This window comes from Yimella radicis, from assembly GCF_054778255.1.
The window spans coordinates 29260-53784 of the sequence record NZ_BAAGZR010000008.1 but is presented as its reverse complement, the minus strand read 5'-3'; the positions used below and the strand labels follow the sequence as shown (position 1 = coordinate 53784).

The window sequence follows — 24525 nt, the reverse complement described above, 5'->3', positions numbered from 1 at the left end:
GACCGCATGAGTGACGACCGGCGAGCTGGCACCCTGTGGGTGGTCGGCTGGCCGGTCGTTGTCGTTGTCGTTGTCGCGGCGGTCTGTCTGGCCGGGCTACCCGACGGTGGCGTGCTGCCTGCGGTGCTGGCGGTGCTCGTCGGCGTCGTCGCGGTCGCTGCTGGTCAACGCTCGTACGGTCCGCGCGCGACCGCAGGTCTGCACGCTCCGGCATCCGTGCTCACCGCCCCGACACGATGCTCGGTGGCACAGATCGTGCTGCGGCACCCGATCCAGCCACGCGCTCCCGGGCTGGTCTGAGCCCGCACAACTCAGACTCGACCCGAACGAATCCCCGTGTGGGGGAAACGGAGCACCTTGCCATGCCTGACTTCTTCTCGCCCCTGACCGCCCTGCTGGGCACACTCCTGGCCGGCGCCCACGCGTTGGCCACCACCATCGGTCTATCCGGCGCTGCCGACTGGGTGGTGGCGATCGCGCTGCTCACCTGTGCAGTCCGTCTGGTCCTGCTCCCGCTTGCCATCTCCGGGGCCAAACACGCCCGGGCCGCGGCGAAGGCCGCACCCGCCATGCGCGAGTTGCAGGCGAAGTACGCCGGCAAGCGGGACCAGGAGAGCATCAAGGCGATGATGCAGGAGCGCAAGGCCATCCAGGCCGAGCACGGCATGTCGGCCGCAGGCTGCCTGCCGGTGCTGCTGCAGATGCCGGTCTTCCTCTCCCTGTACCACCTGATCATGAAGGTGACCGACGGCAAGCGGGTCGGCGCCTTGAGCAACCAGGCGGTCGGATCAGCGATGGCCGCATCGCTGTTCGGCGTCGGTCTCGACTCACGGCTCAACGCGGTGAGCGGCACTCAGTTCGTAGTGATCCTGCTGATCGCGCTGGTCGCCGGCGGGGCAACCTGGGCCACCCAACGATGGTTCAACTTCAGCACCCCGGCCGAAGGTGACCCGATGGCCGGCGTGCTGAAGGTGATGCCCTGGTTGTCCCTGGTGGGCGTGGTCTTCGGTGCCTTCTTCGTTCCGGCGGGCCTGGTCCTGTACTGGATGTTCTCCAACCTGTGGACGCTCGGCCAGCAGGCCGTCCTGGTGCGCAAGTACGGCCAGGACGCGCCGCTGACGTCACCGATGATTCCCGACAACGCGTAAAGCACTCGTGGACCGGAGCCGGTCCGGACGGAGCACGAGCCGGTCAGTCCGAAGATGACCCGTCGGTGCCCTTTCGGCAGACCTCTCGGGCCCGGTGATAAGCGGCACGTCACCGACCGGCGCTCACAGACAGTGCACAGTGACCCGACAGGACGACGCCGGCAAGCAGGTGTCGACTGACGGTCATGTCAACGAGGGAGAAGACCATGACCGACCGACTGCGCACCTACGAGGGCCGCGTGCTGCCGAAGCAGGACGAGGAGGTCGTGGATCAGGGCTTGCAGTTCGACCTGACCACGCTCAGCCGCCCTCGCGCGCTCAAGGTTTTCGGCTTCGGTGCGGGCACTGCGGTACTGGCAGCCTGCGGTTCGGGCGGTGACTCAACCGGTGCGTCGACGAGCAATGCAACCGACTCCTCGGGCAGCGCCGCCACGTCGTCCGCGAGTCTGTCCGAGATCCCGGACGAGACCGCCGGGCCGTACCCCGGTGACGGCTCCAACGGACCGGACATCCTGCAGGAGTCCGGCGTCGTGCGCCGGGACATCCGCAGCAGCATCGGTTCGGTCAGGGGCACCGCGCAGGGCGTGCCGATGACTCTGGAGCTCACTGTGCTCGACATGGCCGACTCCGGCGCCGCGTTCAAGAACGCCGCCGTCTACGCATGGCACTGCGACCGAGACGGCAACTACTCGATGTACAGCTCCGGGGTCGAGAACGAGAATTACCTGCGCGGCGTGCAGATCGCCGACGCCGACGGCAAGGTCACCTTCACCTCGATCTTTCCCGCCTGCTACTCGGGGCGCTGGCCGCACATCCACTTCGAGGTGTACCCAGACCAGGACGCCATCACCGACTCGTTGAAGGTCATCGCCACCTCCCAGGTCGCGTTGCCGAAGAACGTCTGCGATGCGGTGTACGCCACCTCGGGGTACGAACGGTCGGTCACCAACCTGGCCCAGCTGAGCCTGGATAGCGACAACGTGTTCGGGGACGACGGCGGCAAGTCACAGATCGCCACGACCACAGGCAGTCCGAGTGTCGGCTACCAGGTCGCACTGACCGTTCCGGTCGACACGCGCACCGCCCTTTCCGGTGGCGCTACGGGTCGGTGATCCAGGTCTGCAACGCCGGATCCTCGGTGGTCTGAGGACGCGATGGTGGCTGGACCCACCCGTAGCTTCGGGGGTTCCACCCAACAACGAGTGGGGTCCGACCGATCGGTCGGACCCCACTCGTTGTTAGGTGGTGCTAGGACTACTCCACAGTGGCCGGCGCGAAAGTGTCGCACTGGCGGATGTCTCCGCTTTCGTACCCGACCATGAACCACTTCTGGCGAGCGGCTGCGGAGCCGTGGGTCCAGTTCTCCGGGGTCACACGCCCCTGGGACTTCTCCTGGATCCGGTCGTCACCGACAGCTGCGGCAGCTGACAGCGCGGACTTGATGTCCTGCTCGGTCGGCTTCTGCAGCAGCGTGTTGCCGTTCGCGTCCTTGGTGTTGGCCGCGTGGTGCACCCAGAGCCCGCCGTAGCAGTCGGCCTGCAGTTCGGTGCGAACCGCGGCGGAGTTCGGACCCTTCGGGTCCTGCTGCGAGCGGCCGAGGATGCCGAGCAGGTTCTGCACGTGGTGGCCGTACTCGTGCGCGACGACGTACATCTGCGCGAGGTTGCCGCCGTCGGCGCCGTACTTGCTCGACAGCTCCTGGAAGAAGGAGACGTCGATGTAGACCTTCTGGTCCAGCGGGCAGTAGAACGGGCCCATCGCCGAGCTACCGGTACCGCACGCGGTCTGGGTGGAGCCGCTGTACAGGACGGTCTTCGCGGGCTCGTACTGCTTGCCGTACTGGGGCAGGTAGTTGGTCCAGAAGTCCTGGGCACTGTTGACCGTGCCGATCACGCGGCAGGTGTCGTCGCGGTTGGCGTCTGCGCCGGTCTTGCACTGGGAGATCGACTGGTCGACCGAGCTGTTGCTGCCGGCGACATTCTGGGTGCCCATGTCCCACGGGTTGGCGCCGCCGCCGGCACCTCCACCGCCGCCTCCACCGAGGCCGTTCAGCAGGACCATGATGACCATCAGGATGAGACCGCCGACACCGCCGACGGCGATGCCACCGGGCGCCATACCGCCGCCACCGCCGCCACCCTCCACCTGTGAGGTGTCGAGCTGGGCATTGTCGTTGAACGTCACTTGGGACCTCCGTGTCCGTCGGCGCCCTGGTCAGGTCGCCGCTCTACTGCCTGCGTAGACTATCCAGTCGCGCGCGCCACTCGTCGCATGCGCGCCACCCAGTTGCCGCGGTCGATCCGCAGTGCACCCGCGATCTGTCCGAAGGACTTCTGAAGATGATCACCGCTCAAGGCATCGAGCTGCGCGCCGGCTCCCGACTCTTGGTGGAGAACGCCACCTTCCGCGTCGCTCCCGGAGACCGGGTGGGCCTGGTCGGACGCAACGGTGCCGGCAAGACGACGCTCACCAAAGTCCTTGCCGGACAAGGCATTCCGGCCGCCGGCACGGTCACGAGTTCCGGCGAGGTGGGCTACCTGCCGCAGGACCCGCGCACCGGCGACCTGGAGATCCTGGCCCGGGACCGCATCCTTTCGGCGCGTGGACTCGATTCGATCATCCGCGACCTGCGCAAGGCCGAGGCAGGTATGGCGGACGAGGACGAGGAGTTGCGCGAGAAGGCGATGCGTCGTTACTCCCGGTTGGACGCCGAGTTCACCGCGCAGGGCGGGTACGCCGCCGAGTCCGAAGCGGCGTCCATCGCCTCCAGCCTCAGCCTGCCGGAGCGGGTACTGGGCCAGCCGTTGAAGACGCTCTCGGGAGGTCAGCGTCGCCGCGTGGAACTCTCCCGCATCCTGTTCAGCGGTGCGCAGACCCTGCTGCTCGACGAGCCGACCAACCACTTGGACGCCGACTCGATCATCTGGCTGCGCGATTACCTGAAGGCCTACCGGGGCGGTCTGATCATCATCAGCCACGACGTGGAGATGCTCGACACCGTCGTCACCCGCGTCTTCCATCTGGACGCCAACCGGGCCGAGCTCGACATCTACAACGTCGGCTGGAAGCCCTATCTGCAGCAGCGCGAGACCGACGAGAAGCGCCGCAAGCGCGAGCTGCAGAACGCGCAGAAGAAGGCGGCTGCGTTGCTGACCCAGGCGGACAAGATGCGCGCAAAGGCCACGAAGGCGACCGCTGCGCAGAACATGGCACGACGCGCCGAACGGCTGTTGGCCAGTGTCGAGGGCGAGCGTCAGCACGACAAGGTCGCCAAGCTGCGCTTCCCGACCCCGGCCGCCTGTGGCAGGACGCCGCTGCGGGCCGAAGGACTGTCGAGGTCGTACGGATCCCTGGAGATCTTCACCGATGTCGACCTGGCGATCGACCGGGGGAGCAAGGTCGTTGTCCTCGGTCTGAACGGTGCCGGCAAGACGACCTTGCTGCGTCTGCTGGCTGGTGTGGACACGCCCGACACCGGTGAGGTGCAGCCGGGCCACGGACTCAAGCTCGGTTACTACGCGCAGGAGCACGAGAACCTCGACGTCGAGCGCAGTGTGCTGGCCAACATGAAGTCGGCAGCGCCGGACCTCGGCGAGACCGAGGTGCGCAAGGTGTTGGGTTCGTTCCTGTTCAGCGGCGACGACGTCGACAAACCGGCCGGAGTGCTGTCCGGCGGGGAGAAGACGCGTCTGTCGCTGGCGATGCTGGTCGTCTCTGCGGCGAACGTGCTGCTGCTCGACGAACCGACCAACAACCTCGATCCGGCATCCCGAGCGGAGATCCTCGGTGCGCTGAACGGCTACGAGGGCGCCGTCGTCCTGGTGACGCACGACGAGGGAGCCGTGGACGCGCTGCAACCCGAGCGGGTCCTGCTGTTGCCGGACGGGGTGGAGGACCACTGGGGTCCGGACTACCTCGACCTGGTCACTCTCGCCTGACCCCGGGCATAGAACGCCGACCGATCGGGTTGGCGCAAGTGGCGATCGAGAGAGGATCCCGGTGACCGGAAACTGGCAGGTCATGCAGTCGCTGACGAAGGACTCGTCGGTGAAGGGCAACAAGCTCAAGAAGGGCACCACGAAGCGGGTGCTGTCGTACGCGACTCCGTACAAGCGACGGATCGCGGTGTTCCTCGTCCTTGTGGTGCTCGACGCCTTGCTGGTGATCGCAACGCCGTTGATCCTCAAGGAGATCATCGACAAGGGCGTGGTGCCGCAGGACAAGGAGCTGATCGTCTGGCTGGCGGTCGCGGCCGCCGTGGTGGCGGTCCTGGACGCCGCGCTCGGGATCGTCCAACGCTGGTTGTCGGCCGGGCTCGGTGAGGGACTGATCTACGACCTGCGCCGTGAGGTGTTCGGGCATGTGCTGCGTCAGCCGATCGCGTTCTTCACCCGCGCCCAGACCGGTGCGCTGGTCACCCGACTGAACTCCGACGTCATCGGCGCCCAGCAGGCGTTCACGTCCGTGATGTCGAATGTGGTCTCGAACGCCGTCAGTCTCGTCGTCATCATCATCGCGATGGCGCTGCTGTCCTGGCAGCTCACGCTCGGTGCCCTTGTGCTCGTGCCCTTCTTCCTCATCCCGACCCGCATCATGGGTCGCCGGTTGGCGGGACTCACCCGCTCGCAGATGGTCGAGAACGCCGATCTCGGTGCTCGGATGACCGAGCGCTTCAACGTCGCCGGCGCATTGCTGGTCAAGCTGTTCGGCCGCCCGGCCACGGAGATCGAGGAGTACGCCGAACGCGCGGCGAAGGTGCGCGACATCGGCGTGAGCATCGCCGTCCAGCGCGCCATCCTGCTCATCGGCCTCACCTTGCTGGCGTCGTTGGCCACCGCGATGGTTTACGGCATCGGTGGTGTCATGGCCGTCGAGGGTGCCCTCACGATCGGCACCTTGCTCGCTCTGGCCGCGCTGCTCGGACGCCTGTATACACCGCTCACCGCATTGTCGAACGTCCGCGTCGACGTGATGACGGCGCTGGTCTCCTTCGAGCGGGTCTTCGAGATCCTCGACCTGAAGCCCCTGGTCGAAGAAGCCGAGAACCCCCGAGAACTGCCGTCCGGCGCGCTCGACGTCGAACTGCAGGACGTGACCTTCGCCTACCCGACGTCCGACAAGGTGTCGCTGGAGTCGCTGGAGATGCAAAGTGCCGACAAGGGCGGCGGTTCGGCTGTGCTGCAGGACATTTCGCTGTACGCCAAGGCCGGAGAAGTCGTCGCGCTCGTCGGTCCTTCCGGCGCCGGCAAGACGACGATCACCGGCATGGTCGCTCGCCTGTACGACCCGACCAGCGGCACGGTCCGCGTCGGCGGCGAGGACCTGCGCGATGTCAGCTTCGAGTCGCTGCGCGACCGCGTAGGAGTGGTCACCCAGGAAGCGCACATGTTCCACGACTCGATCCGCGGCAACCTGCTGTACGCCAAGCCCGACGCGACCGACGCACAACTCCAGGACGCCCTGCGCGCCGCGAACGTGTGGGGGCTGATCGAGCGGTTGCCGCACGGTCTGGAGACGGTGGTCGGTGACCGCGGCCACCGGTTGTCAGGTGGGGAGAAGCAACGCCTGGCGATCGCCCGGCTGCTGCTCAAGGCGCCGTCCGTCGTGATCCTGGACGAGGCGACCGCGCACCTCGACAGCGAGAGCGAGGTGCTCGTGCAGCGAGCCCTCGACAACGCCCTCTCCGGACGCACCGCGGTCGTCATCGCCCACCGCCTGTCGACGGTGCGCAATGCCGACCAGATCCTGGTGATCGAAGGCGGTCGAGTCGTGCAGCGCGGCAAGCACCAGGAACTGCTCGCCGCCGGTGGCCTGTACGCCGACCTGTATCGCACGCAGTTCGCCGATGACACCGCACGGGTCGATCAGGCCTGAGCGCAGACCGCCGACTGCAGGTTGGTGGATCAGTCGTCTTCCTCGTCCCAGATCCGCTGCTTGGTCGGTTTCGGAGGTTTAGCCCGTCCGGTTGCGTCGAGATGCTCCCGGCGGGCGCGCAGCAGAACGAAGGCGATGACACCGGCGGCCGCCAGCCACCACTGGAAGGCGTAGGAGAAATTGATCCACGCCGAGCCGCCCGGATCGGGCTTCGGCAGCGCTTGCGGGCGCGCTTGGGTGACACCGGGTCCGGATTCGGAGCGCATCAGGACGTAGCCGTCGGCGGCGCCGGCCTGACCGGTCAACTGACGCAACTGCGCGATGTTGATGGACGCGGCCTGACCCTGAACGCCGGCACGCTCGAGATTCGGCTCGCCGGCTCGCAACCACCCGATCACCTCGACCCGCCCCGTCGGCGTCGCCGGAACGGAGTCCGGACCGGCGGCCGTGCGGCCGTTCGGGATCCAGCCGCGGTCGACGAAGACGACCTCACCGCGCGTCGTGCGGAACGGCACCAGTACCTCGAACCCGTAGTTCTTGTTCAGCGGACGGTTGCGCACCAGCACGCGATCCGGGTCGAGGTAGTCACCGGCAATCCGCACCTGACGCCATTGCTGATCGGCCGTCGGGGCGACCGCAGGATCGGGGTGGGCCTGCCGGATGTCGACCGGTTCGCCGTTGTAGTTGGCCTCGAGGTGTCGCTCGGTGGCGATCCGATCCTCGTACCGGCCGAACTGCCAGCGCCCGAGCAGAGTGCAAGCCAGGGCGACAACGAGTGCCGCGGCCAACCAACCCAGCCAGCGGCGGGTCATCAACTGGCGAAGCACCCCGTCACCGTACTCGTCCCCTGCCCGGCGCTGATTCTCGCCCGTGGTTCAGGCGGGGCGACCTTCTACGGGACGAACGTCCCATGACGCATCCCGCTCGGCGGCTTAGCATGGACAGCATGTCTGTTCCTACCGCCGGCCCGCTCGTCGACACGTTCGGTCGTGTCGCTTCGGATCTGCGGGTCTCGGTGACCGATCGGTGCAATCTTCGATGCACCTATTGCATGCCGGCCGAGGGACTGCCGTGGATGGCGAAACCGGAGATGCTGGACGACGACGAGATGGTCCGGTTGATCCGACTGTTCGTGGCCCTCGGCATCGACCAGGTGCGGTTCACCGGTGGCGAACCGCTGCTGCGTCGCTCGCTGATCGATGTCGTCCGACGAGTGGGCGAATTGCCCAACCGTCCGCGAATGGCATTGACCACCAACGGGATCGGTCTCGATCGCTTGGCGCAACCGCTGGCCGACGCCGGCCTGGACCGGATCAACGTGTCGCTGGACACCGTCTCCTCGCAGCGGTTCATCGAGCTCACCCGGCGTGACCGCTTCGCCGACGTCGAGCGGGGTCTGAAGGCTGCCGCCGATGCCGGACTGACACCGGTCAAGGTGAACGCCGTCGCGATGCCGGGCGAGGACCCGGCCGATCTGCTCGCCTGGTGCCTCGACCGCGGGTATGAGTTGCGGTTCATCGAGCAGATGCCGCTGGATGCACAGCACTCCTGGGATCGCTCCACGATGATGAGCCGCCACGACCTGCTGAACGCCCTCGGCGCGCAATTCCGGCTGAGCCCGGTGGATCAGCGCGGATCTGCTCCCGCCGAACGCTTCTACGTCAACGGCGGACCCGCCACCGTCGGCGTCATCGCCAGTGTGACCGCACCGTTCTGCGGCGCATGTGACCGCGTCCGGCTCACCGCCGATGGGCAGGTGCGCAACTGTCTGTTCGCCCGCGACGAGAACGACCTGCGCGGCCCCATGCGCGCGGGCGCCTCGGACCAGGAGCTGACCGAGCTGATCCGATTGAACATGTGGGGCAAGGCCCCCGGCCACGGCATCGGCACGCCGAACTTCCAGCAGCCGGATCGCCCGATGTCCGCCATCGGCGGCTGAGAACGGCTGCTGCTCAGTCGAGGTCGGCCACCGGGACGACGTCCATCGGGAACGTACGTAGGGCGAGGAACTCGGTCAGCGTCACCCGATGCTCGCCACAGGCAAGCCAGACCTTGCGACGGGTTGCGTCGTGGATCTTCGGGTTGCGCCACCGGATGCCCCACACCGCGTCCGCCGGACAGCCCTTCGCGCTGCAGCGCAGGGGCTGCCCGCTCACTTGGGTTTGTCCAGGTGCGAGATCGGGTCGGACGGACGCACCGAACCCAGCACGTCGATGCGTCGCTTGTTCGTCGCGTTGGCCAGCACGACCGCAAAGTAGGGGAGCAGCACCGCGCCCACCATGCAGATCACGGACGCCCACCGCAACGGGCCCCACAGCACGACCGCGAGCACGAAACAGACCGTGCGCAGGCTCATCGAGATCAGGTAATTGCGGATACGGGTATCGCGGTCGTCCTTGACGGGCTTGGGCAGATTGGTTGCCGAGGGGACCTCGTCGTGGGGAAGCGTGCGCCGAGCCATGAACTCCACCGTACGCCTGTGCCGGCCCGGTGCTCGCGGCCGCCGTGGACGGTTCGTTTCGGGCTTACCGAAAAGTAGTGGATACGGTCGACCCACCTATTCAAGGAGAGTCAATGACTGAGCCCACGACCAGCCCGCGCAATGTCCTGGTGACCGGCGGAAACCGCGGTATCGGCGCGGCCATCGCGCAGGCCTTCTTCGATGCCGGAGACAACGTCGCGATCACCTCGCGGGACGGTTCCGGACCCGAGGGCGCGATTGCGATCGCGGCCGATGTCACCGACAGTGCAAGCGTCGACGCCGCGTTCGGCGAGGCCGAGGAGAAGCTCGGTGGTCCGGTCGAGATCGTGGTCGCCAACGCCGGCATCACCAAGGACACCTTGCTGATGCGGATGACCGACGAGGAGTTCGACCAGGTGCTCGACACGAATCTCGCCGGCGCCTTCCGATGCGCACGGCGCGCGAGCAAGGGCATGCTCAAGCTCAAGCGCGGCCGGTTGATCTTCATCTCCAGCGTGGTCGGCTTGTACGGAGCGCCGGGCCAGGCGAACTACGCGTCCAGCAAGGCCGGTCTCGTCGGACTGGCCCGATCGATCACCCGCGAACTCGGCAAGCGCAACATCACCGCCAATGTCGTCGCTCCTGGGTTCATCGACACCGACATGACCCGGTCCCTGCCCGAGGCGCAGCAGCAGCAGTACCTCGCCGCGATCCCCGCCGGTCGCTTCGCCCAGCCGGACGAGGTCGCCGAGGTCGTGCGATTCATCGCTTCACCCGAAGCCGGTTACATCAGCGGTGCGGTCATCCCGGTCGACGGTGGCCTTGGCATGGGTCACTGACCCTAGCCGTCACCACACACGAATCACCAACAGAGAGAACGAGAATGGGCATCCTCGAAGGTAAGAAGCTGCTGATCACCGGTGTCCTGATGGACTCTTCGATCGCATTCCATGTCGCCAAGCTGGCGCAGCAGGAAGGCGCGACGGTCGTACTCACCAGCTTCGGGCGCACGATGAAGATCACTCAGACGATCGCGAAGCGCCTGCCCACCACGCCCCAGGTGATCGAACTCGACGTGACCGACAAGGAGCATCTCGACTCGCTCACCGAGCGTCTCGGCGAACACCTCGACGGGCTGGACGCGGTCCTGCACTCGATCGGCTTCGCACCCCCCGGCGCCTTCAACTTCATGGAGGGGGAATGGGACGACGTCGCCACAGCCGTCCACGTGTCGGCGTACTCGCTGAAGGCTCTGGCCGCTGCGACCGCGCCGATGATGACCGACGGCGGCTCGGTGGTCGGACTGACCTTCGACGCCAAGTTCGCCTGGCCGGTGTACGACTGGATGGGCGTGGCGAAGGCTGCGTTCGAGTCGACCAACCGGTACCTGGCTCGCGACCTCGGCCCGAAGAACATCCGCTGCAACCTGGTGTCGGCGGGTCCGATTCGCACCACCGCGGCCAAGTCGATCCCGGGGTTCGAGACCTTCGAGAACACCTGGAACGAGCGAGCACCGCTCGGCTGGGACGTCCGCGACCCCGAGCCGGCCGCGAAGGCCTGCGTCGCGCTGATGTCGGACTGGTTCCCAGCGACCACGGGTGAGATCGTCCACGTCGACGGCGGCGTGCACGCGATGGGACAGTGAGCCCCCCGCGACGACAACGATCGACGGTCGGAGCCCTAGGCTGGTCGGCATGAATTCACCGGTCGAGATCACCGAGGTGCGGGTCCTGGAAGGGCCGAATCTGTACTTCCCCCGCCCGGCAGGAAAGATCTCGATCGAACTGCCCGGCTATCACCTCGCCGAGCGGGAATCGTTGCAGCAGTTGGGTGCTGCGCTGTCGATCCGCCGCCGGTCGGCGGGCGAACCTGGCAGTGTCGAACGACGCCAGTACGTCGCGTCCCTTGTGGAGCGCATCGTCCGGTCGATAGCCCGCGAAGCGGGTATCGCACGCCTCGGTCTGAGAGTGCGCCAGACGGGGGACGACTGCCTGGTCGTCGCGTTCGCCTTGCGCCACCGTGGACGGGCTCAACTGTTGGCCGACGCCCTCGGCGGGGCATTGCCCGATCTGCTCGACGGCGCTGACGTCACCACGACGCTGTCGCAGGCGGCAGCACTTGTCCGGGGTGGCGACCAGGGCGCCCAGCTCAAGCCGCTGCGTCCGAAAGTGCCGATCGTCGCGATCACCGGCACCAACGGAAAGACCACGACAACCCGTCTCATCGCGCACCTGGCGATGACCGCCGGCCGCACGACCGGATGGAGTTCCACCGACGGGGTCCTGGTGCAGGGCGAGCAGATCGAACACGGCGACTACTCCGGGCCAGCCGGCGCCAGGGCTGCCCTGCGCGACGACGTCGACTTCGCAGTCCTCGAGACCGCGCGCGGCGGGATGCTGTTGAAGGGCCTCGGCACCGCATACAACGACGTCAGCGTCGTTACGAACGTCAGCGCAGATCACCTGGGGCAGAACGGTATCGACACCGTCGACCAGCTCGCCGAGGTGAAGGCGATCATCACCCGCGTCACCAAGCCGTCCGGTTGGGTGGTGCTCAATGGCGACGATCCGCGCGTGTGGGCGATGCGCAACCGGGCGAGCGCACCGGTGTGGTGCTTCTCCCTCGACCCCGAATCGCCGTCGCTGCGGGAGTCGCGCGACAGCGACGGACGAGGAATCACCGTCGACGACGGACACATCGTCGTCCTCGAACCGGGGCGCGGCCCGGAGCCCTTGATCGATGTGCTCGACGTGCCGATGACCTTGTGCGGGCTGTCCGAGCACAACCTCGCGAACGCTCTCGCCGGGGCAGCCGCGGGGCTGGCGGCGGGACTCCCCAGGGAATCAGTTGTCGAGGGGCTGCGCACCTTCGTGCCGGACGCCGCTCACAACGCCGGCCGGATGAACATCTACTCGTTGCCGACCGACGACGGCGACGTCACGGTCATCCTCGACATGGCGCACAACGAAGGCGGCCTCGAGGCGCTGCTGCGCGTCGGCCGCGGTCTGTGCGAGTCGGGTTCGTCGTTGCTGCTGGGCCTCGGCACGGGCGGCGACCGCACCGACGAGATCCTGCGCAACCTGGGCGAGATGGCGGGCCTGGAAGCAGACCGCGTCCACATCGCGCACAAGGAGAAGTACCTGCGCGAGCGTTCGATGGACGACCTCGAGGCGAAGCTCATCGAAGGACTCAACCGCGTCGGGGTCACGCCGATCTCGAGCTCACCGACCGAGATGGACGGCCTGCAGGCGCTGTTGGACGACGCGCACGGCGGTGATGTGTTGGCGCTGATGACGCACGCCGACCGGTCCGAGTTGCATGACTGGCTGCTGCAGCAGGGGGCCACCGAAGACGCGCCAGAAGCGGTGCGACACAAGGTGATTCGGGCGCGCGGTGAGCACGAGGCGGAGGCGCGCATCACTGCGCTGTGGGAGATCGAGGACCCGCAGGAGCGGATAGTCGTCGGCACCCGGCTGCGGGACGACTACCCGGGCGACGCGCGGGTGCTTTACGAGTACGCCGGCACGTTCGACAGCGCCGGCGAGGAGGAGCCCGCGCTCGAGGCCTACGACCGCGCCCTGGACGCGGGCCTTCGCGAGCCCTTCCGCCGGCGGGCACTGATCCAGAAGGCGTCCACGCTGCGTCACCTGCGCAGGCTGGAGGAGTCCCAGGAGATCCTCGACGAGCTCGCCGCGGCATGGCCGGACAACGAGGCGATCGCCGCGTTCCGTGCGATGACCATGCACGACCGCGGTCTGGACGCGGCAGCACTGCACGATGTGCTGCTGATGCTGCTGCAGCACTCCACCGACGTGGACGTGGACCGCTACCGGCGTTCGCTGACCCGCTTCACCGGCGACATCTCCTGACCCCCGGGTCTTCGAGGTCAGTTCTGCGGACGCTCCATCGCTTCGCGAACCTCGATGTCGTCCTTGGCCATCGCCGACTCCGCCTCGGCCGAGAGTTCCTGCGGGTCGAGGTCGGGGTCGCCGGGCTGCTCGTCGCTGAAGCGTGAACCGGCCTGCGCCTTCTGGCTGAACGACTCCAGTTCGTTCAGCACCTTCGCGTGCTGGTCGACGCACAGCACGACCACGTCGCCGGGGTTGGCGCGCAGCACCGCGTGACGCACCGCGTCGTGTTCGTCGAGCACGGTTTCGATCTGTCGGACGCGCGCACCGCCGGCCTGTGCTTCGCGAGCACCCTCGACCAACAGCGCGGCAGCCTCACCGGCGGGACGCCGGCGCAGGTTGTCGTCCTCGCGCATGATCAGCACGTCGAAGTGCTGGGCAGCGACCCGCGCCAATTCGCGGACGTCCTCGTCGCGGCGGTCGCCGGCAGCACCGATCATGCCGATGCGCGAGATGCGGTGGTCGGTCGAACCCTGCCGCTGGCCGACGTACGCCTCCACGAACTCGCCCAGTCGTTCCATGCCGGGCGGGTTGTGGCAGTAGTCGACGAACACCTCGGCGTTGTTGACCTCGAGGCGGTTCAGACGTCCGGGGGACAGGTAGTAGGAGGTGTCGAAGGTGCGCAGCCCCTGGCGGATATCGTGCAGCGGCGCGCCGGCGGCGAACGCGGCACCTGCGGCGGCCAGCGCGTTGGCGACATTCATGCGGGCCGCACCGTTGAAGGTCGACGGCAGCAGGTGGGTCCACGCCAATGGCATCGACCGGCGACCCTGCTGCAGCACGATCATCTCGCCGCGCTCGGACGATTCCAACACGACGGCGCGCGCACCGCGGCGACAACGCTCGTCGATGAAGTCGCGCACCTCGGAGCCGGGGGGCTCCATCGAGAACCACACGATCGTGCCGCTGCAGCGGCGTCGCATCCTGCGCACCAGCGGGTCGTCTGCGTTGAGTACGGCATACCCATCGCGCGGAACCGCCTCGACCACAACGGATTTCACCGCGGCGAGGTCTTCGAGCGAATCGACGCCGCGCAGGCCGAGGTGGTCGGCCTGGATGTTGGTCACGACCGCGATGTCGTTGCGGTCGTAGCCGAGTCCTTCACGCAGGATGCCCCCGCGGGCGACTTCCATGATCGCGAAATCGACGCGCGGGTTCTGCAGCACCATGCGAGCCGAACGGGGCCCGGACGCGTCCGCCTTGATCACCAGACGCTCGTCGATGACGATGCCGTCGGTCGAGGTCATCCCGACCTTGCGGCCGAGGCCCTTCATGATGTGGGCGAGCATGCGCGATGTGGTCGTCTTGCCGTTCGTGCCGGTGACCGCGACGATCGGTACACGCGACGGGGCACCGGGCGGGAAAAGCAGGTCGACGACCGGCTTGGCGATGAACTGCGGTTCGCCGACGGTCGGGTGCGTGTGCATCCGGAAGCCGGGAGCGGCGTTCACCTCGCAGATCGCCCCACCGGTCTCACGCACCGGGGCGGTGATGTCGGGGCAGATGAAGTCGATGCCGGCGACGTCCAACCCGATCATCCGGGCGGCTTCCTCGGCGATCTCGATGTTGTCAGGGTGGGCGTCGAACGTGCGGTCGACGCTGATGCCTCCGGTCGACATGTTGCCGGTCAGGGCCAGCTTCACCATCTTGTCCGCGGGCGGAACCTCGTCCATGCCGAAGCCCTGCTCGCGGACGAGCTCGATCGCGGCGTCGTCCACCTTGATCCGGGTGAGTACCTTCTCGTGACCGACACCGCGTCGCGGGTCGGAGTTGGTGATGTCGACGAGTTCTTGCACGGTGTGCTCGCCGTCGCCCACAACGTGCGCGGGGACGCGCTCGGCGATCGCCGCCATGCGTCCGCCGATGATCAGGCAGCGGTAGTCCTTGCCGGTGATGAACGACTCCACCTGGACGACACCGCGCCGCGACTGCGCCTGCGCGATCACGAATGCGTCCCGCACCTCCTCGTCGCAGGTGAGGTTTAGGACGACGCCGCGTCCGTGGTTGCCGTCGAGCGGCTTGACGACCACCGGGAAGCCCACGCGTCGAGCGGCGGACACGGCGCCATCGGCGGTGCGCACGGTCTCCGCCTTGGGCACCGGCAGCCCGGCAGAGGCGAGCAGCCTGGTGGTGAGGTTCTTGTCGCCGGCGATGTCGACAGCGAGTGCGGAGGTCTGCGAGGTCATCGTGGCGCGGATGCGCTGGGCGTGCACGCCCTGACCCAGCTGGACGAGCGAATGCTCGTTCAGGCGGGTCCAGGGAATGTCGCGGCTGACAGCCTCTTCGATGATGGCGCCGGTGGACGGCCCGAACGCGGTGCGTCCGGCGCGTACCAGGAACTCGTCGAGGGCGGTGGCGAAGTCGAAGCCTTCCTCGGGCTGCACAAGATGGTTGACCAGTCGCACCGCGAGTTCGCCCGCCGCCAGGCCCACCCGCTCGTCCATGAAGCCGTAGATGACGTTGTAGACACCCACCTCGTCGCGTACGGCTCGGGTCTTGCCGCGCCGCATGTCGTGGCCGGCCTCCTGCTGCAGTTGCAGGGCGATGTGCTCGGCGACATGGCCCAGCCACGTGCCCTCGCGCAGCCGCTCGACGAAACCGCCCCGTTGGCCGCGGGAACACGTGTGGGCTTCGATGTTCGGCAGCAACTCGACCAGCTGGTCGGTGAAACCGGGCAACAGGTTGGTCGGGTACTGCTCCAACACGCCGAGGTCGACGACCAAGTGGATGGCCTGCTCGTACGACCACACGTTCGGACCCCGGTACACGCGGGTCGAACGGATGGTGAGGTCCGGGGCCGCGGGTTCGGTCGGGGTCTGAGAAGGCGTATCGGTCATGTGCTCACTTCCGGTTCAGGCTCGGTAGCCCAGTGCTGGTTCCGTGCTGGTTCCGTGCTGGTTCCGTGCTGGTTCCGTGCTGGGATCAGTGGTGCCGCAACGCGGCTGCGGCCGTGGCGGTGTCGTGCTGGTCGCGGCCGGACTGGACGGCGACATCGGCGTACTTCTCGACGAAGTCGACAAGCGTGGCGGTCTCCAGGTCGAAGGTGGCACCGAACGGCAACGTGTGGACAACGGCGCCGGTGACCAGCAGCGGTGCATCGCGCCGTGCTTCGTGGGCGTCGGTGATCGCCTTGCGGGCGTCGACCACGAACACCGCGCCGCTGCCGACGACGGTCAGCTCGGTTTCGTCGGTGATCTCTGCGGCGGTGTCCTCGTCGATGCCCATGCCCAGCAGTGACGGCGATCCGGCGACCAGAGACAGCAGGCGTCCATACCGGGCGCGCTGGTCGAAGTGTTGGTCGACGATGACACCGGGCAGCAGGCCGAGCCCGGCGGTGAGCTGCGACGACCGCTGCCGCGGGGTCACGCCTTCCTCGCCCATCGAGATCATGAACTGGCTCATGATCGACGCACCCGCGGACGTGCCGGCGATCACTGCCCCACGCTGATAAGCGCGCAACAGTGCGGCGCCGAGCGGCGTCCCGACGATCAACTGGCTCAGCTTCAGCTGGTTGCCCCCGGAGATGAAGATGCCGGTGGACTCGTCGACGCGTCGGATGAGTTCCTCGTCGTTACTGGCGATCCGGTTGCGCGGGTTGACCTCGTCGATCGACTCGCAGCCCAGTCGGCTGAAGACCGTCGAGTAGACCTCGACAACCTCGTCGGGCACGGAGGACGCGGTGGGAATGACAAGGAGTTTCGCCTTGCGTCCACCGGCCAGCCGGACGAAGCGACGCAGGATCGTGACGCGTCCGACCTTGTCCTCGGCGCCGCCGATGATGAGCAGGGAACGAGAACCTGGTTTACGCATGGTGGGGATTGTAGGCAGCGGTGGTTTCCACGGTGTCTGCTTCCTCCACATCGTCGCGGGAAATGCCGAGCAGGAACAGCACTGAGTCCAGGTAGGGCACGTTGACGGTGGTGTCAGCTTGCTGCTGGACGACTGGTTTGGCGTTGAAGGCGATGCCGATGCCGGCGGTCGCGAGCATGTCGAGATCGTTGGCGCCGTCACCGACAGCGACGGTGCGTTCGAGGGGGAGTCCGGCGAGGTCAGCCCACTCGCGCAGGGTGCGGGCCTTCTCGGCGCGATCGATCACCGGCCCGGTAACGCGTCCGGTCAGCCGGCCGTCCTCGATTTCGAGGGCGTTGGCGCGAGCGTGGTCGATGCCGAGTTCAGCCGCCAGCGGCCCGACGATCTCGATGAAACCGCCGGACACGACCCCCACGGTGTATCCGAGACGCCGGACCGTGCGCACCAACGTGCGGGCGCCGGGTGTCAGGCGCACCTGGTCACGTACCTCGTCCAGCACACTCACCGGCAGACCGGCGAGTGCCTCGACCCGGGCGTGCAGGCTCTCGGTGAAGTCGATCTCACCGCGCATCGCCCGTTCGGTGACGGCGGCAACTTCCTGTTCGCGTCCGGCGTGCCGGGCGAGCAACTCGATCACCTCGTCCTGGATCAACGTGCTGTCGACATCCATCACCAGCAGGCGGCGTCCACGGCGCGCCAAGCCGCCCGCGGCTACAGCGATGTCGATACCGAACTGCGCTGCAACCATTGCGAGTTCACGCTTGAGTTCGGCGACATCGGCGCCGGACGCATCGAATTCCATGGCCGTGACCGGCGTGCGTGCCAGCCGGCGGATGCGGTCGATGTTGGCGCCGGATGCAGTGATGCGATCGGTGACCGCGCCGACCGCCTCGACCGACAACCGATCACCGAGCACGACGACGTACGCGCGTCCAGGACGCCGGGGTGCGTTGTCGCCGTGGCCCTCGACAAGGTGAAGGTCGAGTGCGTGTTCGTGCGCCCAGGCGTCCAGTCGCGGCCTGGCGTGCAACACGCTCTCGGCGTTGCCGAGCAGGGCGCACAGCGTGAGTCGGCCACGCACCACGACTTGCTCGAGGTCCAACACCGGTGCATCGGGGGGCAATTGGCGCAGCAGAGCGTTGGTAATGCCCGGCTGGTCGACTGCGGAAACCGTCAGCAGGAGGGTGTCGACCGAAGCCGAGGGAACAGCGGCCTCGGTCACGGGAGGATGACCGTCCCCTTGCCGACGACGACGATGCCGGACTCTGAGACGGTGAACCCACGGTCGCGGTCGTGCGCATGATCGATGCCGATGTTCGTACCCGCCGGCACCACGACATCCTTGTCGATGATCGCGCGCCGGATGCGGCAGTTGCGGCCGATCTCAACGTTGTTCAGGACCACCGAGTCGCTGACCTCGGAGAAGCTGTGCGTGCGGACGTTGGGGGACAGCACCGAGTTTCGGATCGTCGACCCGCTGACGATGCACCCCTGCGACACGATCGACCCCACCGCGTAGCCGGCGATGTCCGAGGCGCCCGTGGTGAACTTCGCCGGCGGGAAGTTGCCCGGGCTCGTGCGGATCGGCCAGTCGTAGTTGTAGACGTTGAAGATCGGGTGGATCGAGGTGAGGTCCATGTGAGACTCGTAGTAGGAGTCGAGGGTGCCGACGTCACGCCAGTAGCCGAAGTCGCGCTCGGTCGCGCCGGGCACTTCATTGTCCTTGAAGTCGTAGACGTACGCCTCACCGCGGTCGACGAACCAAGGGACGATATCGCCACCCATGTCGTGATCGCTGGACTCGTTCTGGGCGTCGGCGGTGACTGCGTCGACAAGTTCCCTGGTGGTGAAGATGTAGTTGCCCATTGAGGCGAGCACTTCGTCCGGGCTGTCCGCCAGGCCCTCCGGGTCGGACGGCTTCTCCAGGAACGCACCCACCTTGCCCGGTGTCTGCGGGTCGAGGTCGATGACGCCGAACTGGTTCGCCAGCGAGATGGGCTGGCGGATCGCGGCGACGGTAGCGGCCGCCCCGGACTCGATGTGCCGGCTGAGCATCTGGCTGAAGTCCATGCGGTAGACGTGGTCGGCGCCGACGACCACGACGTACTCGGGCCGCTCGTCATGAATCAGGTTGAGGCTCTGGAAGATCGCGTCGGCCGAACCGGCGAACCAATGTTTGCCGACGCGCTGCTGCGCGGGCACGGGAGCGACATAGTTGTCGAGCATCGTGGACATGCGCCAGGTCTTCGTGACGTGCCGGTCGAGGCTGTGCGACTTGTACTGGGTGAGGACGACGATCTTCAGGTAACCGCTGTTCACCAGGTTCGACAACGCGAAGTCGATGAGACGGTAGATGCCGCCGAACGGGACGGCCGGCTTCGCACGATCCTGCGTCAGCGGCATCAGACGTTTGCCTTCGCCTCCGGCGAGGACGATGGCCAGCACTTTCGGACCCTTGGAAACCATGGGTCCAACCTATGACGTTCGAGGTCGTCGGTGCGGGGAACGTCCGGTTGACGTCCGCAGACATCTCGCACCCTGGGCAGCGGTAGCGTTTCGAGCATGCGAGTGGACGTGCTGACCAAGGAGTACCCACCCAACATCTACGGCGGGGCCGGTGTTCACGTCGCCGAGCTCGTCCGGGCGTTGCGCGGCATCGGGCAGGAGGTGGCGGTGCGAGCGTTCGGCAAACCGCAGGACGAGCCGGATACCTACGGCTATCCCGATCTGCCGGAGTTGGCGGACGCGAACGGTGCGCTCAAGACGCTCGGCGTCGATCTCACGATCGCGCAGGACTGCGGTGAGGCCGACCTGGTGCATTCGCACACCTGGTACGCGAACATGGCCGGTCACCTGGCCTCGATGCTCTACGGCATCCCGCACGTGATCAGCGCACATAGCCTGGAGCCGCTGCGTCCGTGGAAGGCCGAGCAACTCGGCGGCGGCTACCAGGTTTCGTCGTACGTCGAGCGCACCGCGTACGAGCACGCGGCGGCGATCATCGCGGTGAGCGACGGCATGCGCAAGGATGTGCTGCGGTGTTACCCCGACATCGATCCCGACAAGGTGCGAGTCATCCACAACGGCATCGACTCCGAACTGTGGCAGCGGGATTCGTCGGACGAGGGCAAGGAGATCGTGCGAAAGCACGGCGCCGACCCCGACAAGCCGTCCGTCGTGTTCGTCGGACGCATCACTCGCCAGAAGGGCATGCCCTACCTGCTGCGCGCCTGCCGCGAACTGCCGGACGAGGTCCAGCTCATCCTGTGTGCGGGGGCGCCGGACACCCCGGAGATCCTGCAGGAGGTCAAGGGTCTCGTCGACGAGTTGCGCGACAACCGCACCGCACCCGTCATCTGGATCGACGAGATGCTTCCGCGCAAGGAAGTCATCGCACTGCTCTCTGCTGCAACGGTTTTCGTCTGCCCATCGGTGTACGAGCCGCTTGGCATCGTGAACCTCGAGGCAATGGCCTGCGAGGCCGCGGTCGTGGGAACGGCGACCGGTGGCATCCCCGAAGTCGTTGCGGACGGCGAGACCGGTTGGTTGGTCCCTATCGAGCAGGTCTCCGACGGCACCGGCACACCGGTCGACCCCGACAAGTTCGTCGCCGACCTGGCCGCGACACTGAACGAAGCCGTTTCGGATCGGGAGGAAGCGGAGCGTCGTGGCCGCGCCGGTCGCGAGCGGGCCGTGGAGAAGTTCGGCTGGGACGCCATCGCCGAGAAGACCAAGGCTGCATACGAGGAGATCGTCGCTCAGTACTCCAAGAGGGACTGAACGCTCAGATCGGTCGGTGGCTTCGATGAGGTGGCGTGTCGAGTGCGCCACGAACGGACGACCGGCCCGCATCTGCGCGTCCAGCTCTCTGAGTGGTTCCTTGTAGCGGGCAACGCCGTCGGTGAGGTGGGTCATGACCCGCGCTCGTCGAAATCGGTTGTGGCTGAACAGCGGTTCCGGTGGACTGAACCCATGACCGAAACTGTCAGCATCCGTCCGCTCCGAGTGACCGACGCCGGCGAAATGGCCATCGTTCTCGCCGATCGCGACCTCTACGAGATCACCGGCGGTGAGCCGCCGAGCCGGTCCGAGCTGGAGAGGCGTTACGCCGCCCAGGTCCGTGGGCATTCTGCGGACGGAACCGAGGTATGGATCAACCACGTCGTCGTCGCCGGTGGACAGCAGGAGGCTGTGGGTTACGTGCAGGCGACCGTTCCAGCAGGTGGGGGGCCGGCCGAGATTGCTTGGGTCATCGGCCGACCGTGGCAGCGTCACGGCTACGCGACCCGCGCGACCTCGTTACTCCTCGAGGAACTGCGCGCCCGAGGAATGGAGGAGATCGTCGCTCACATCCACCCGAATCACGAGGCGTCCCAGCGCATCGCGCGTCATCTGGGATTGCAACCTACCCAGATCACGGAGGACGGTGAAACGCGCTGGGTCGGCCGCGTGGGGTAAGAGGTCGCGGTCTTACCCTCTGCATTGCAGCAAAAGTGCCTCCGTGGTGGCCAGGTCGAGCAGCCACTCATTCGCGGACCCCCCCCGACAAGCCGTGCGGATGTCTGAGCCGAGGTTCAATGCCCTGTTCGTCGCGCCGCGACTCGGTCAGCCGGTGTTGTGGAATTCGATCCAGTGCAGGTTGAGGGGTTCCCAGGATTGTCGTTCGTACGGTTTCGCCGGCTTCGTCGGCGTGGAGCGCGCGCCGGGTGGGGTTGCTGGGTCGGGTGGTCGGTAGCCGAACCGGTCGCCGTACCGGTCTCGGAACGTGAAGAACCCTGGCGACAACGTGGTGATGGTGAAGTCGCCGGCGTGTAACCGGTCGTGATGGAAGGGGCAGAGGCTGATCAGGTTGCCCAGGTCGGTGTTGCCGCCTTTGGACCAGTGGATGGTGTGGTGCACTTCGACGTAGCGGTGGGTTCCGCAGCCGGGGAACCGGCAGCCGTGGTCGCGGTCGTGCACGAGGCGGCGGGTGCGTCTTGGGACGATGCGTTGGGTGCGTCCGACGTCGACGGGGTACCCGTTCTTCTCGATGATCGGGACGATCAGCCCGTCACAGGAGAGTTTCTCGCGGAGTGCGGGTGGGAGGGCTCCGGCGCCGCCCGACCAGCCGTGTCCGTGGGCGTCGAGGTGGAACAGCACCCGGTAGGTGTCCGCCCGACCCGACACCCCCTGAGTGCCGGCGTGGAGGGAGCGGAGCATGGCTTCGAGGAACGCGTCCGCCAGGGTGATCCGTGGTTTCCCAGCCGCGTCCAAACCTTCACCCGAGTCGGCACCGAGGTGGGTGCTGCCGAACGCGGCCGGAAGCCGTTGCGCCGTGGTGTCTTGGTCGGACTCGATTGCGGGGTCCTGGCCGCAGTCCCGGTCGCAGTTGTTGTCGCGATCATTGTCGGTGTGGCGGGTTTGCTGGAACAGCGCGTTCTTGGCTTCGTTCAACACTTGCTCGAGGAGTTCGCCTTGGTCGACGGGTCCGTCGAACTCCAAGTGGTAGCGGCCTTTGTCGAACCAGGACCGTAACTGCGCCGGACGGGTGGACGGGTCGGGTTCGGGCACCTCGTCCTCGTCCACATCGTCGTCCAAGTTGTCGTCGGTGTCATCAGCGGGGAAGGGGTACTTCGCGACGGCTCGTCGGAGTTGGCCGACGTCGCAGTGTGGTGCCAGGCGGGTGACGTCTTCGTCGAACCCGGCCGGGACATGACGGGCGATGACCGCCAATTGGTGGAACGTGATCTCGGTGCGTTCGAACGCGGCGATCGCGTGCGGGAGTTCGTTCGCGCGGGAGGCGATGCGGACGATGTCTGTTGCGGCGGCGCGGGAGACGCCGGCGAAGCAGGTCAACCAGTGTTCCGGGGACCGGATCCCGGAGACAGCCCAGTGCTGTTCGGTGAGGGATTCGCGCATCACGGTGATGAGGTCGGCGTACGCGCCGGTGAGGGCACCGGCGACGCGTTCCAGGTCGTACCTGGCCACGTACGCGGGGTCGTACTCGTCCGCGTTGTCGAGCACAGCCTCCGACGAAAACGGTTCGGGTTCAACCGTTTTCGTGGCGTCGACTGCTTCGTTCTCCCTCATACGAATAGTCAACCATCGAGCACTGACAACCTCCGGGTGGTCCGGTTTGCGTCGAGGGTTCGGCGTGGTTTCGGCACCGACGGACTCGTTCCTCATCCGTCGGGCTCAACCAGCGGGGCGTGGTCAGGTTTCGTCGAGGGGTTGGCGTGGTTTCGGCACCGACGGACTCGTTCCTCATCCGTCGGGCTCAACCAGCGGGGCGTGGTCAGGTTTCGTCGAGGGGTTGGGGTGGTTTCGGCACCGACGGACTCGTTCCTCATCCGTCGGGCTCAACCAGCGGGGCGTGGTCAGGTTTCGTCGAGGGGTCGGGGTGGTTGAGCCAGCGGGCGTGGGCCTGTCTCGTCGGGGGGGTCTCGATCACGCTCGGCGCTGGAGCTCCCTCACTACTCGACCACCGTGATCGGCTCAGGACAAGCGCAGGTACTCGGCTGACGGTTCACGCCGTCCCAGCAGCTCGGGTCAGCGGTCGGGGACTACGCCGGCCATGGTGAGGGCGGCGAGGTTGGTCGCGTCCGCGAGGACCTGGTCGCACTCGATCATCAGCCGCCGGAGCACCTCGTGCCGCTGGCTGTGTGCCGATGCACCGACGATCGGGTCATGGTCGAGCGCCGCCTCGGCTGCGGCCGACACGGTGGCCGCGCTCCAGATCGTCCGGGCCAACCGTGCAGGGATCCCGGCAGGCAGCCCGAAGGCACCCGAGAGATGCCCCGCAGCTTCGTCCCGTTCGCTCGATCGCTGCCACGGGACGAGGTCGATGTCCACGAGTTGCGCCGTCGCAGAGGCGATTTCGGACTGCAGCCGTCGTTCGATGGACGAGCCGGTCAGCATTTCGATGCGGTGGGTCGGCGTGGGCGAGCAGTCGAAGGCACGAAGTTCGGCCCGCCAGCCCAGATCCTGTTCGGGTCCATAGGGTTCGATCAACGGCACCAGGGCGCCGCCGATCATCGGCACGTATGCGCACTCACCCGCGTCCAAAGTCTCGGCCATCAGACTCGTCGAACCTCGAGGCATCGACTGCGCGTGACCGGGATGTGGCAGGGCACACAGCATCGCCCGCTCACCGAGTTCACCCCACAGTTGCAATCGATCGAGGTCGCCGCTCACGTCGTCGACGTCGGGGAACGACCGCTCGATCACCGCCGCAGCAGGTGCGTGACCGTTCCATGCGGCCGTCGCCCACAGCGCCAGTCGGACCGATGCCGGGAGAGTGCCCATCCGGCCACCGTAGATGTTCGGCCCGCCGGATAGGTTTGGG

General features: G+C 67.0%; 21 protein-coding genes. 11 read left to right on the top strand and 10 right to left on the bottom strand.

Annotated elements, in window-relative coordinates; all coding sequences use genetic code 11:
* Positions 1-6: 6 nt before the first annotated feature.
* The 3 genes from ACYU8W_RS06290 (at position 7) to ACYU8W_RS06280 (ending at position 2260) form a co-directional block, all read left to right on the top strand.
* Positions 7-300: a hypothetical protein gene (locus tag ACYU8W_RS06290; protein ID WP_499467565.1), complete on the top strand. Its 294-nt coding sequence runs from the start codon at positions 7-9 to the stop codon at positions 298-300.
* Positions 301-362: 62 nt separating this feature from the next.
* On the top strand, positions 363-1148 hold the full coding sequence (locus ACYU8W_RS06285; protein WP_499467564.1) for a YidC/Oxa1 family membrane protein insertase: 786 nt from the start codon (positions 363-365) through the stop codon (positions 1146-1148).
* A 206-nt stretch (positions 1149-1354) separates the two neighbouring features.
* On the top strand, positions 1355-2260 hold the full coding sequence (locus ACYU8W_RS06280; RefSeq protein ID WP_499467562.1) for an intradiol ring-cleavage dioxygenase: 906 nt from the start codon (positions 1355-1357) through the stop codon (positions 2258-2260).
* A 142-nt stretch (positions 2261-2402) separates the two neighbouring features.
* Here the strand turns inward: ACYU8W_RS06280 and ypfJ are convergent, their stop codons facing one another.
* Entirely contained in the window at positions 2403-3332 is a 930-nt protein-coding gene (gene ypfJ, locus ACYU8W_RS06275) for a KPN_02809 family neutral zinc metallopeptidase (RefSeq protein ID WP_499467560.1), read from the bottom strand.
* A gap of 155 nt (positions 3333-3487) precedes the next feature.
* On the opposite strand from ypfJ, the gene abc-f reads away from it, so the two are divergent.
* Both abc-f and ACYU8W_RS06265 read left to right on the top strand, forming a co-directional pair.
* The gene (abc-f, locus tag ACYU8W_RS06270) at positions 3488-5086 is read left to right on the top strand and encodes a ribosomal protection-like ABC-F family protein (protein WP_141928628.1); all 1599 of its coding nucleotides are present in this window, start codon (positions 3488-3490) and stop codon (positions 5084-5086) included.
* A gap of 82 nt (positions 5087-5168) precedes the next feature.
* Positions 5169-7022, top strand: a complete 1854-nt coding sequence (locus ACYU8W_RS06265; protein WP_499467811.1) for an ABC transporter ATP-binding protein — start codon at positions 5169-5171, stop codon at positions 7020-7022.
* A 29-nt stretch (positions 7023-7051) separates the two neighbouring features.
* Here the strand turns inward: ACYU8W_RS06265 and ACYU8W_RS06260 are convergent, their stop codons facing one another.
* Positions 7052-7849, bottom strand: coding sequence for an SURF1 family cytochrome oxidase biogenesis protein (locus ACYU8W_RS06260; RefSeq protein ID WP_499467558.1), 798 nt, complete (start codon positions 7847-7849; stop codon positions 7052-7054).
* Positions 7850-7968: 119 nt separating this feature from the next.
* Between ACYU8W_RS06260 and moaA the strand changes: the two genes are divergently transcribed.
* A complete protein-coding gene (gene moaA / locus ACYU8W_RS06255) occupies positions 7969-8961 on the top strand; it encodes a GTP 3',8-cyclase MoaA (protein WP_499467556.1) in 993 nt (330 codons plus the stop codon).
* Positions 8962-8974: 13 nt separating this feature from the next.
* Here moaA and ACYU8W_RS06250 read toward each other — a convergent pair whose 3' ends face one another.
* Both ACYU8W_RS06250 and ACYU8W_RS06245 read right to left on the bottom strand, forming a co-directional pair.
* On the bottom strand, positions 8975-9178 hold the full coding sequence (locus ACYU8W_RS06250; protein ID WP_141928625.1) for a hypothetical protein: 204 nt from the start codon (positions 9176-9178) through the stop codon (positions 8975-8977).
* Positions 9175-9483: a DUF3099 domain-containing protein gene (locus ACYU8W_RS06245; RefSeq protein ID WP_129625133.1), complete on the bottom strand. Its 309-nt coding sequence runs from the start codon at positions 9481-9483 to the stop codon at positions 9175-9177. Before ACYU8W_RS06245 ends, ACYU8W_RS06250 begins: the two co-directional genes overlap by 4 nt.
* 113 nt (positions 9484-9596) lie before the next feature.
* On the opposite strand from ACYU8W_RS06245, the gene fabG reads away from it, so the two are divergent.
* From fabG to ACYU8W_RS06230, 3 genes are read left to right on the top strand one after another with little or no spacing between them, the layout of a single operon-like run.
* Entirely contained in the window at positions 9597-10322 is a 726-nt protein-coding gene (fabG, locus tag ACYU8W_RS06240; RefSeq protein ID WP_499467553.1) for a 3-oxoacyl-ACP reductase FabG, read from the top strand.
* Between the two features lie 44 nt (positions 10323-10366).
* Positions 10367-11128, top strand: coding sequence for an enoyl-ACP reductase FabI (gene fabI, locus ACYU8W_RS06235; RefSeq protein WP_141928622.1), 762 nt, complete (start codon positions 10367-10369; stop codon positions 11126-11128).
* Between the two features lie 49 nt (positions 11129-11177).
* Entirely contained in the window at positions 11178-13352 is a 2175-nt protein-coding gene (locus ACYU8W_RS06230) for a tetratricopeptide repeat protein (protein ID WP_499467551.1), read from the top strand.
* Positions 13353-13369: 17 nt separating this feature from the next.
* On the opposite strand, the gene cphA is transcribed toward ACYU8W_RS06230, so the two are convergent.
* The 4 genes from cphA to glgC form a co-directional block, all read right to left on the bottom strand.
* The gene (cphA, locus tag ACYU8W_RS06225) at positions 13370-16228 is read right to left on the bottom strand and encodes a cyanophycin synthetase (RefSeq protein ID WP_499467549.1); all 2859 of its coding nucleotides are present in this window, start codon (positions 16226-16228) and stop codon (positions 13370-13372) included.
* Between the two features lie 85 nt (positions 16229-16313).
* Positions 16314-17201 (bottom strand): cyanophycinase, encoded by an 888-nt coding sequence (locus ACYU8W_RS06220; protein WP_499467547.1) that lies wholly within the window; start codon positions 17199-17201, stop codon positions 16314-16316.
* Positions 17194-18423: a phosphoserine phosphatase SerB gene (gene serB / locus ACYU8W_RS06215; protein WP_499467546.1), complete on the bottom strand. Its 1230-nt coding sequence runs from the start codon at positions 18421-18423 to the stop codon at positions 17194-17196. Before serB ends, ACYU8W_RS06220 begins: the two co-directional genes overlap by 8 nt.
* On the bottom strand, positions 18420-19667 hold the full coding sequence (gene glgC, locus ACYU8W_RS06210) for a glucose-1-phosphate adenylyltransferase (RefSeq protein ID WP_499467544.1): 1248 nt from the start codon (positions 19665-19667) through the stop codon (positions 18420-18422). The genes serB and glgC overlap by 4 nt, the downstream gene beginning before the upstream one ends.
* Positions 19668-19763: 96 nt before the next feature.
* Between glgC and glgA the strand changes: the two genes are divergently transcribed.
* Together glgA and ACYU8W_RS06200 are read left to right on the top strand one after the other, a co-directional pair.
* On the top strand, positions 19764-20981 hold the full coding sequence (gene glgA, locus ACYU8W_RS06205; RefSeq protein WP_499467542.1) for a glycogen synthase: 1218 nt from the start codon (positions 19764-19766) through the stop codon (positions 20979-20981).
* Positions 20982-21173: 192 nt separating this feature from the next.
* A complete protein-coding gene (locus tag ACYU8W_RS06200; protein ID WP_499467540.1) occupies positions 21174-21659 on the top strand; it encodes a GNAT family N-acetyltransferase in 486 nt (161 codons plus the stop codon).
* Positions 21660-21806: 147 nt separating this feature from the next.
* Here the strand turns inward: ACYU8W_RS06200 and ACYU8W_RS06195 are convergent, their stop codons facing one another.
* Both ACYU8W_RS06195 and ACYU8W_RS06190 read right to left on the bottom strand, forming a co-directional pair.
* Positions 21807-23270, bottom strand: a complete 1464-nt coding sequence (locus ACYU8W_RS06195) for an HNH endonuclease signature motif containing protein (RefSeq protein ID WP_499467539.1) — start codon at positions 23268-23270, stop codon at positions 21807-21809.
* Positions 23271-23729: 459 nt separating this feature from the next.
* A complete protein-coding gene (locus ACYU8W_RS06190) occupies positions 23730-24485 on the bottom strand; it encodes an Rv1486c family protein (RefSeq protein WP_499467537.1) in 756 nt (251 codons plus the stop codon).
* Positions 24486-24525: the final 40 nt, after the last annotated feature.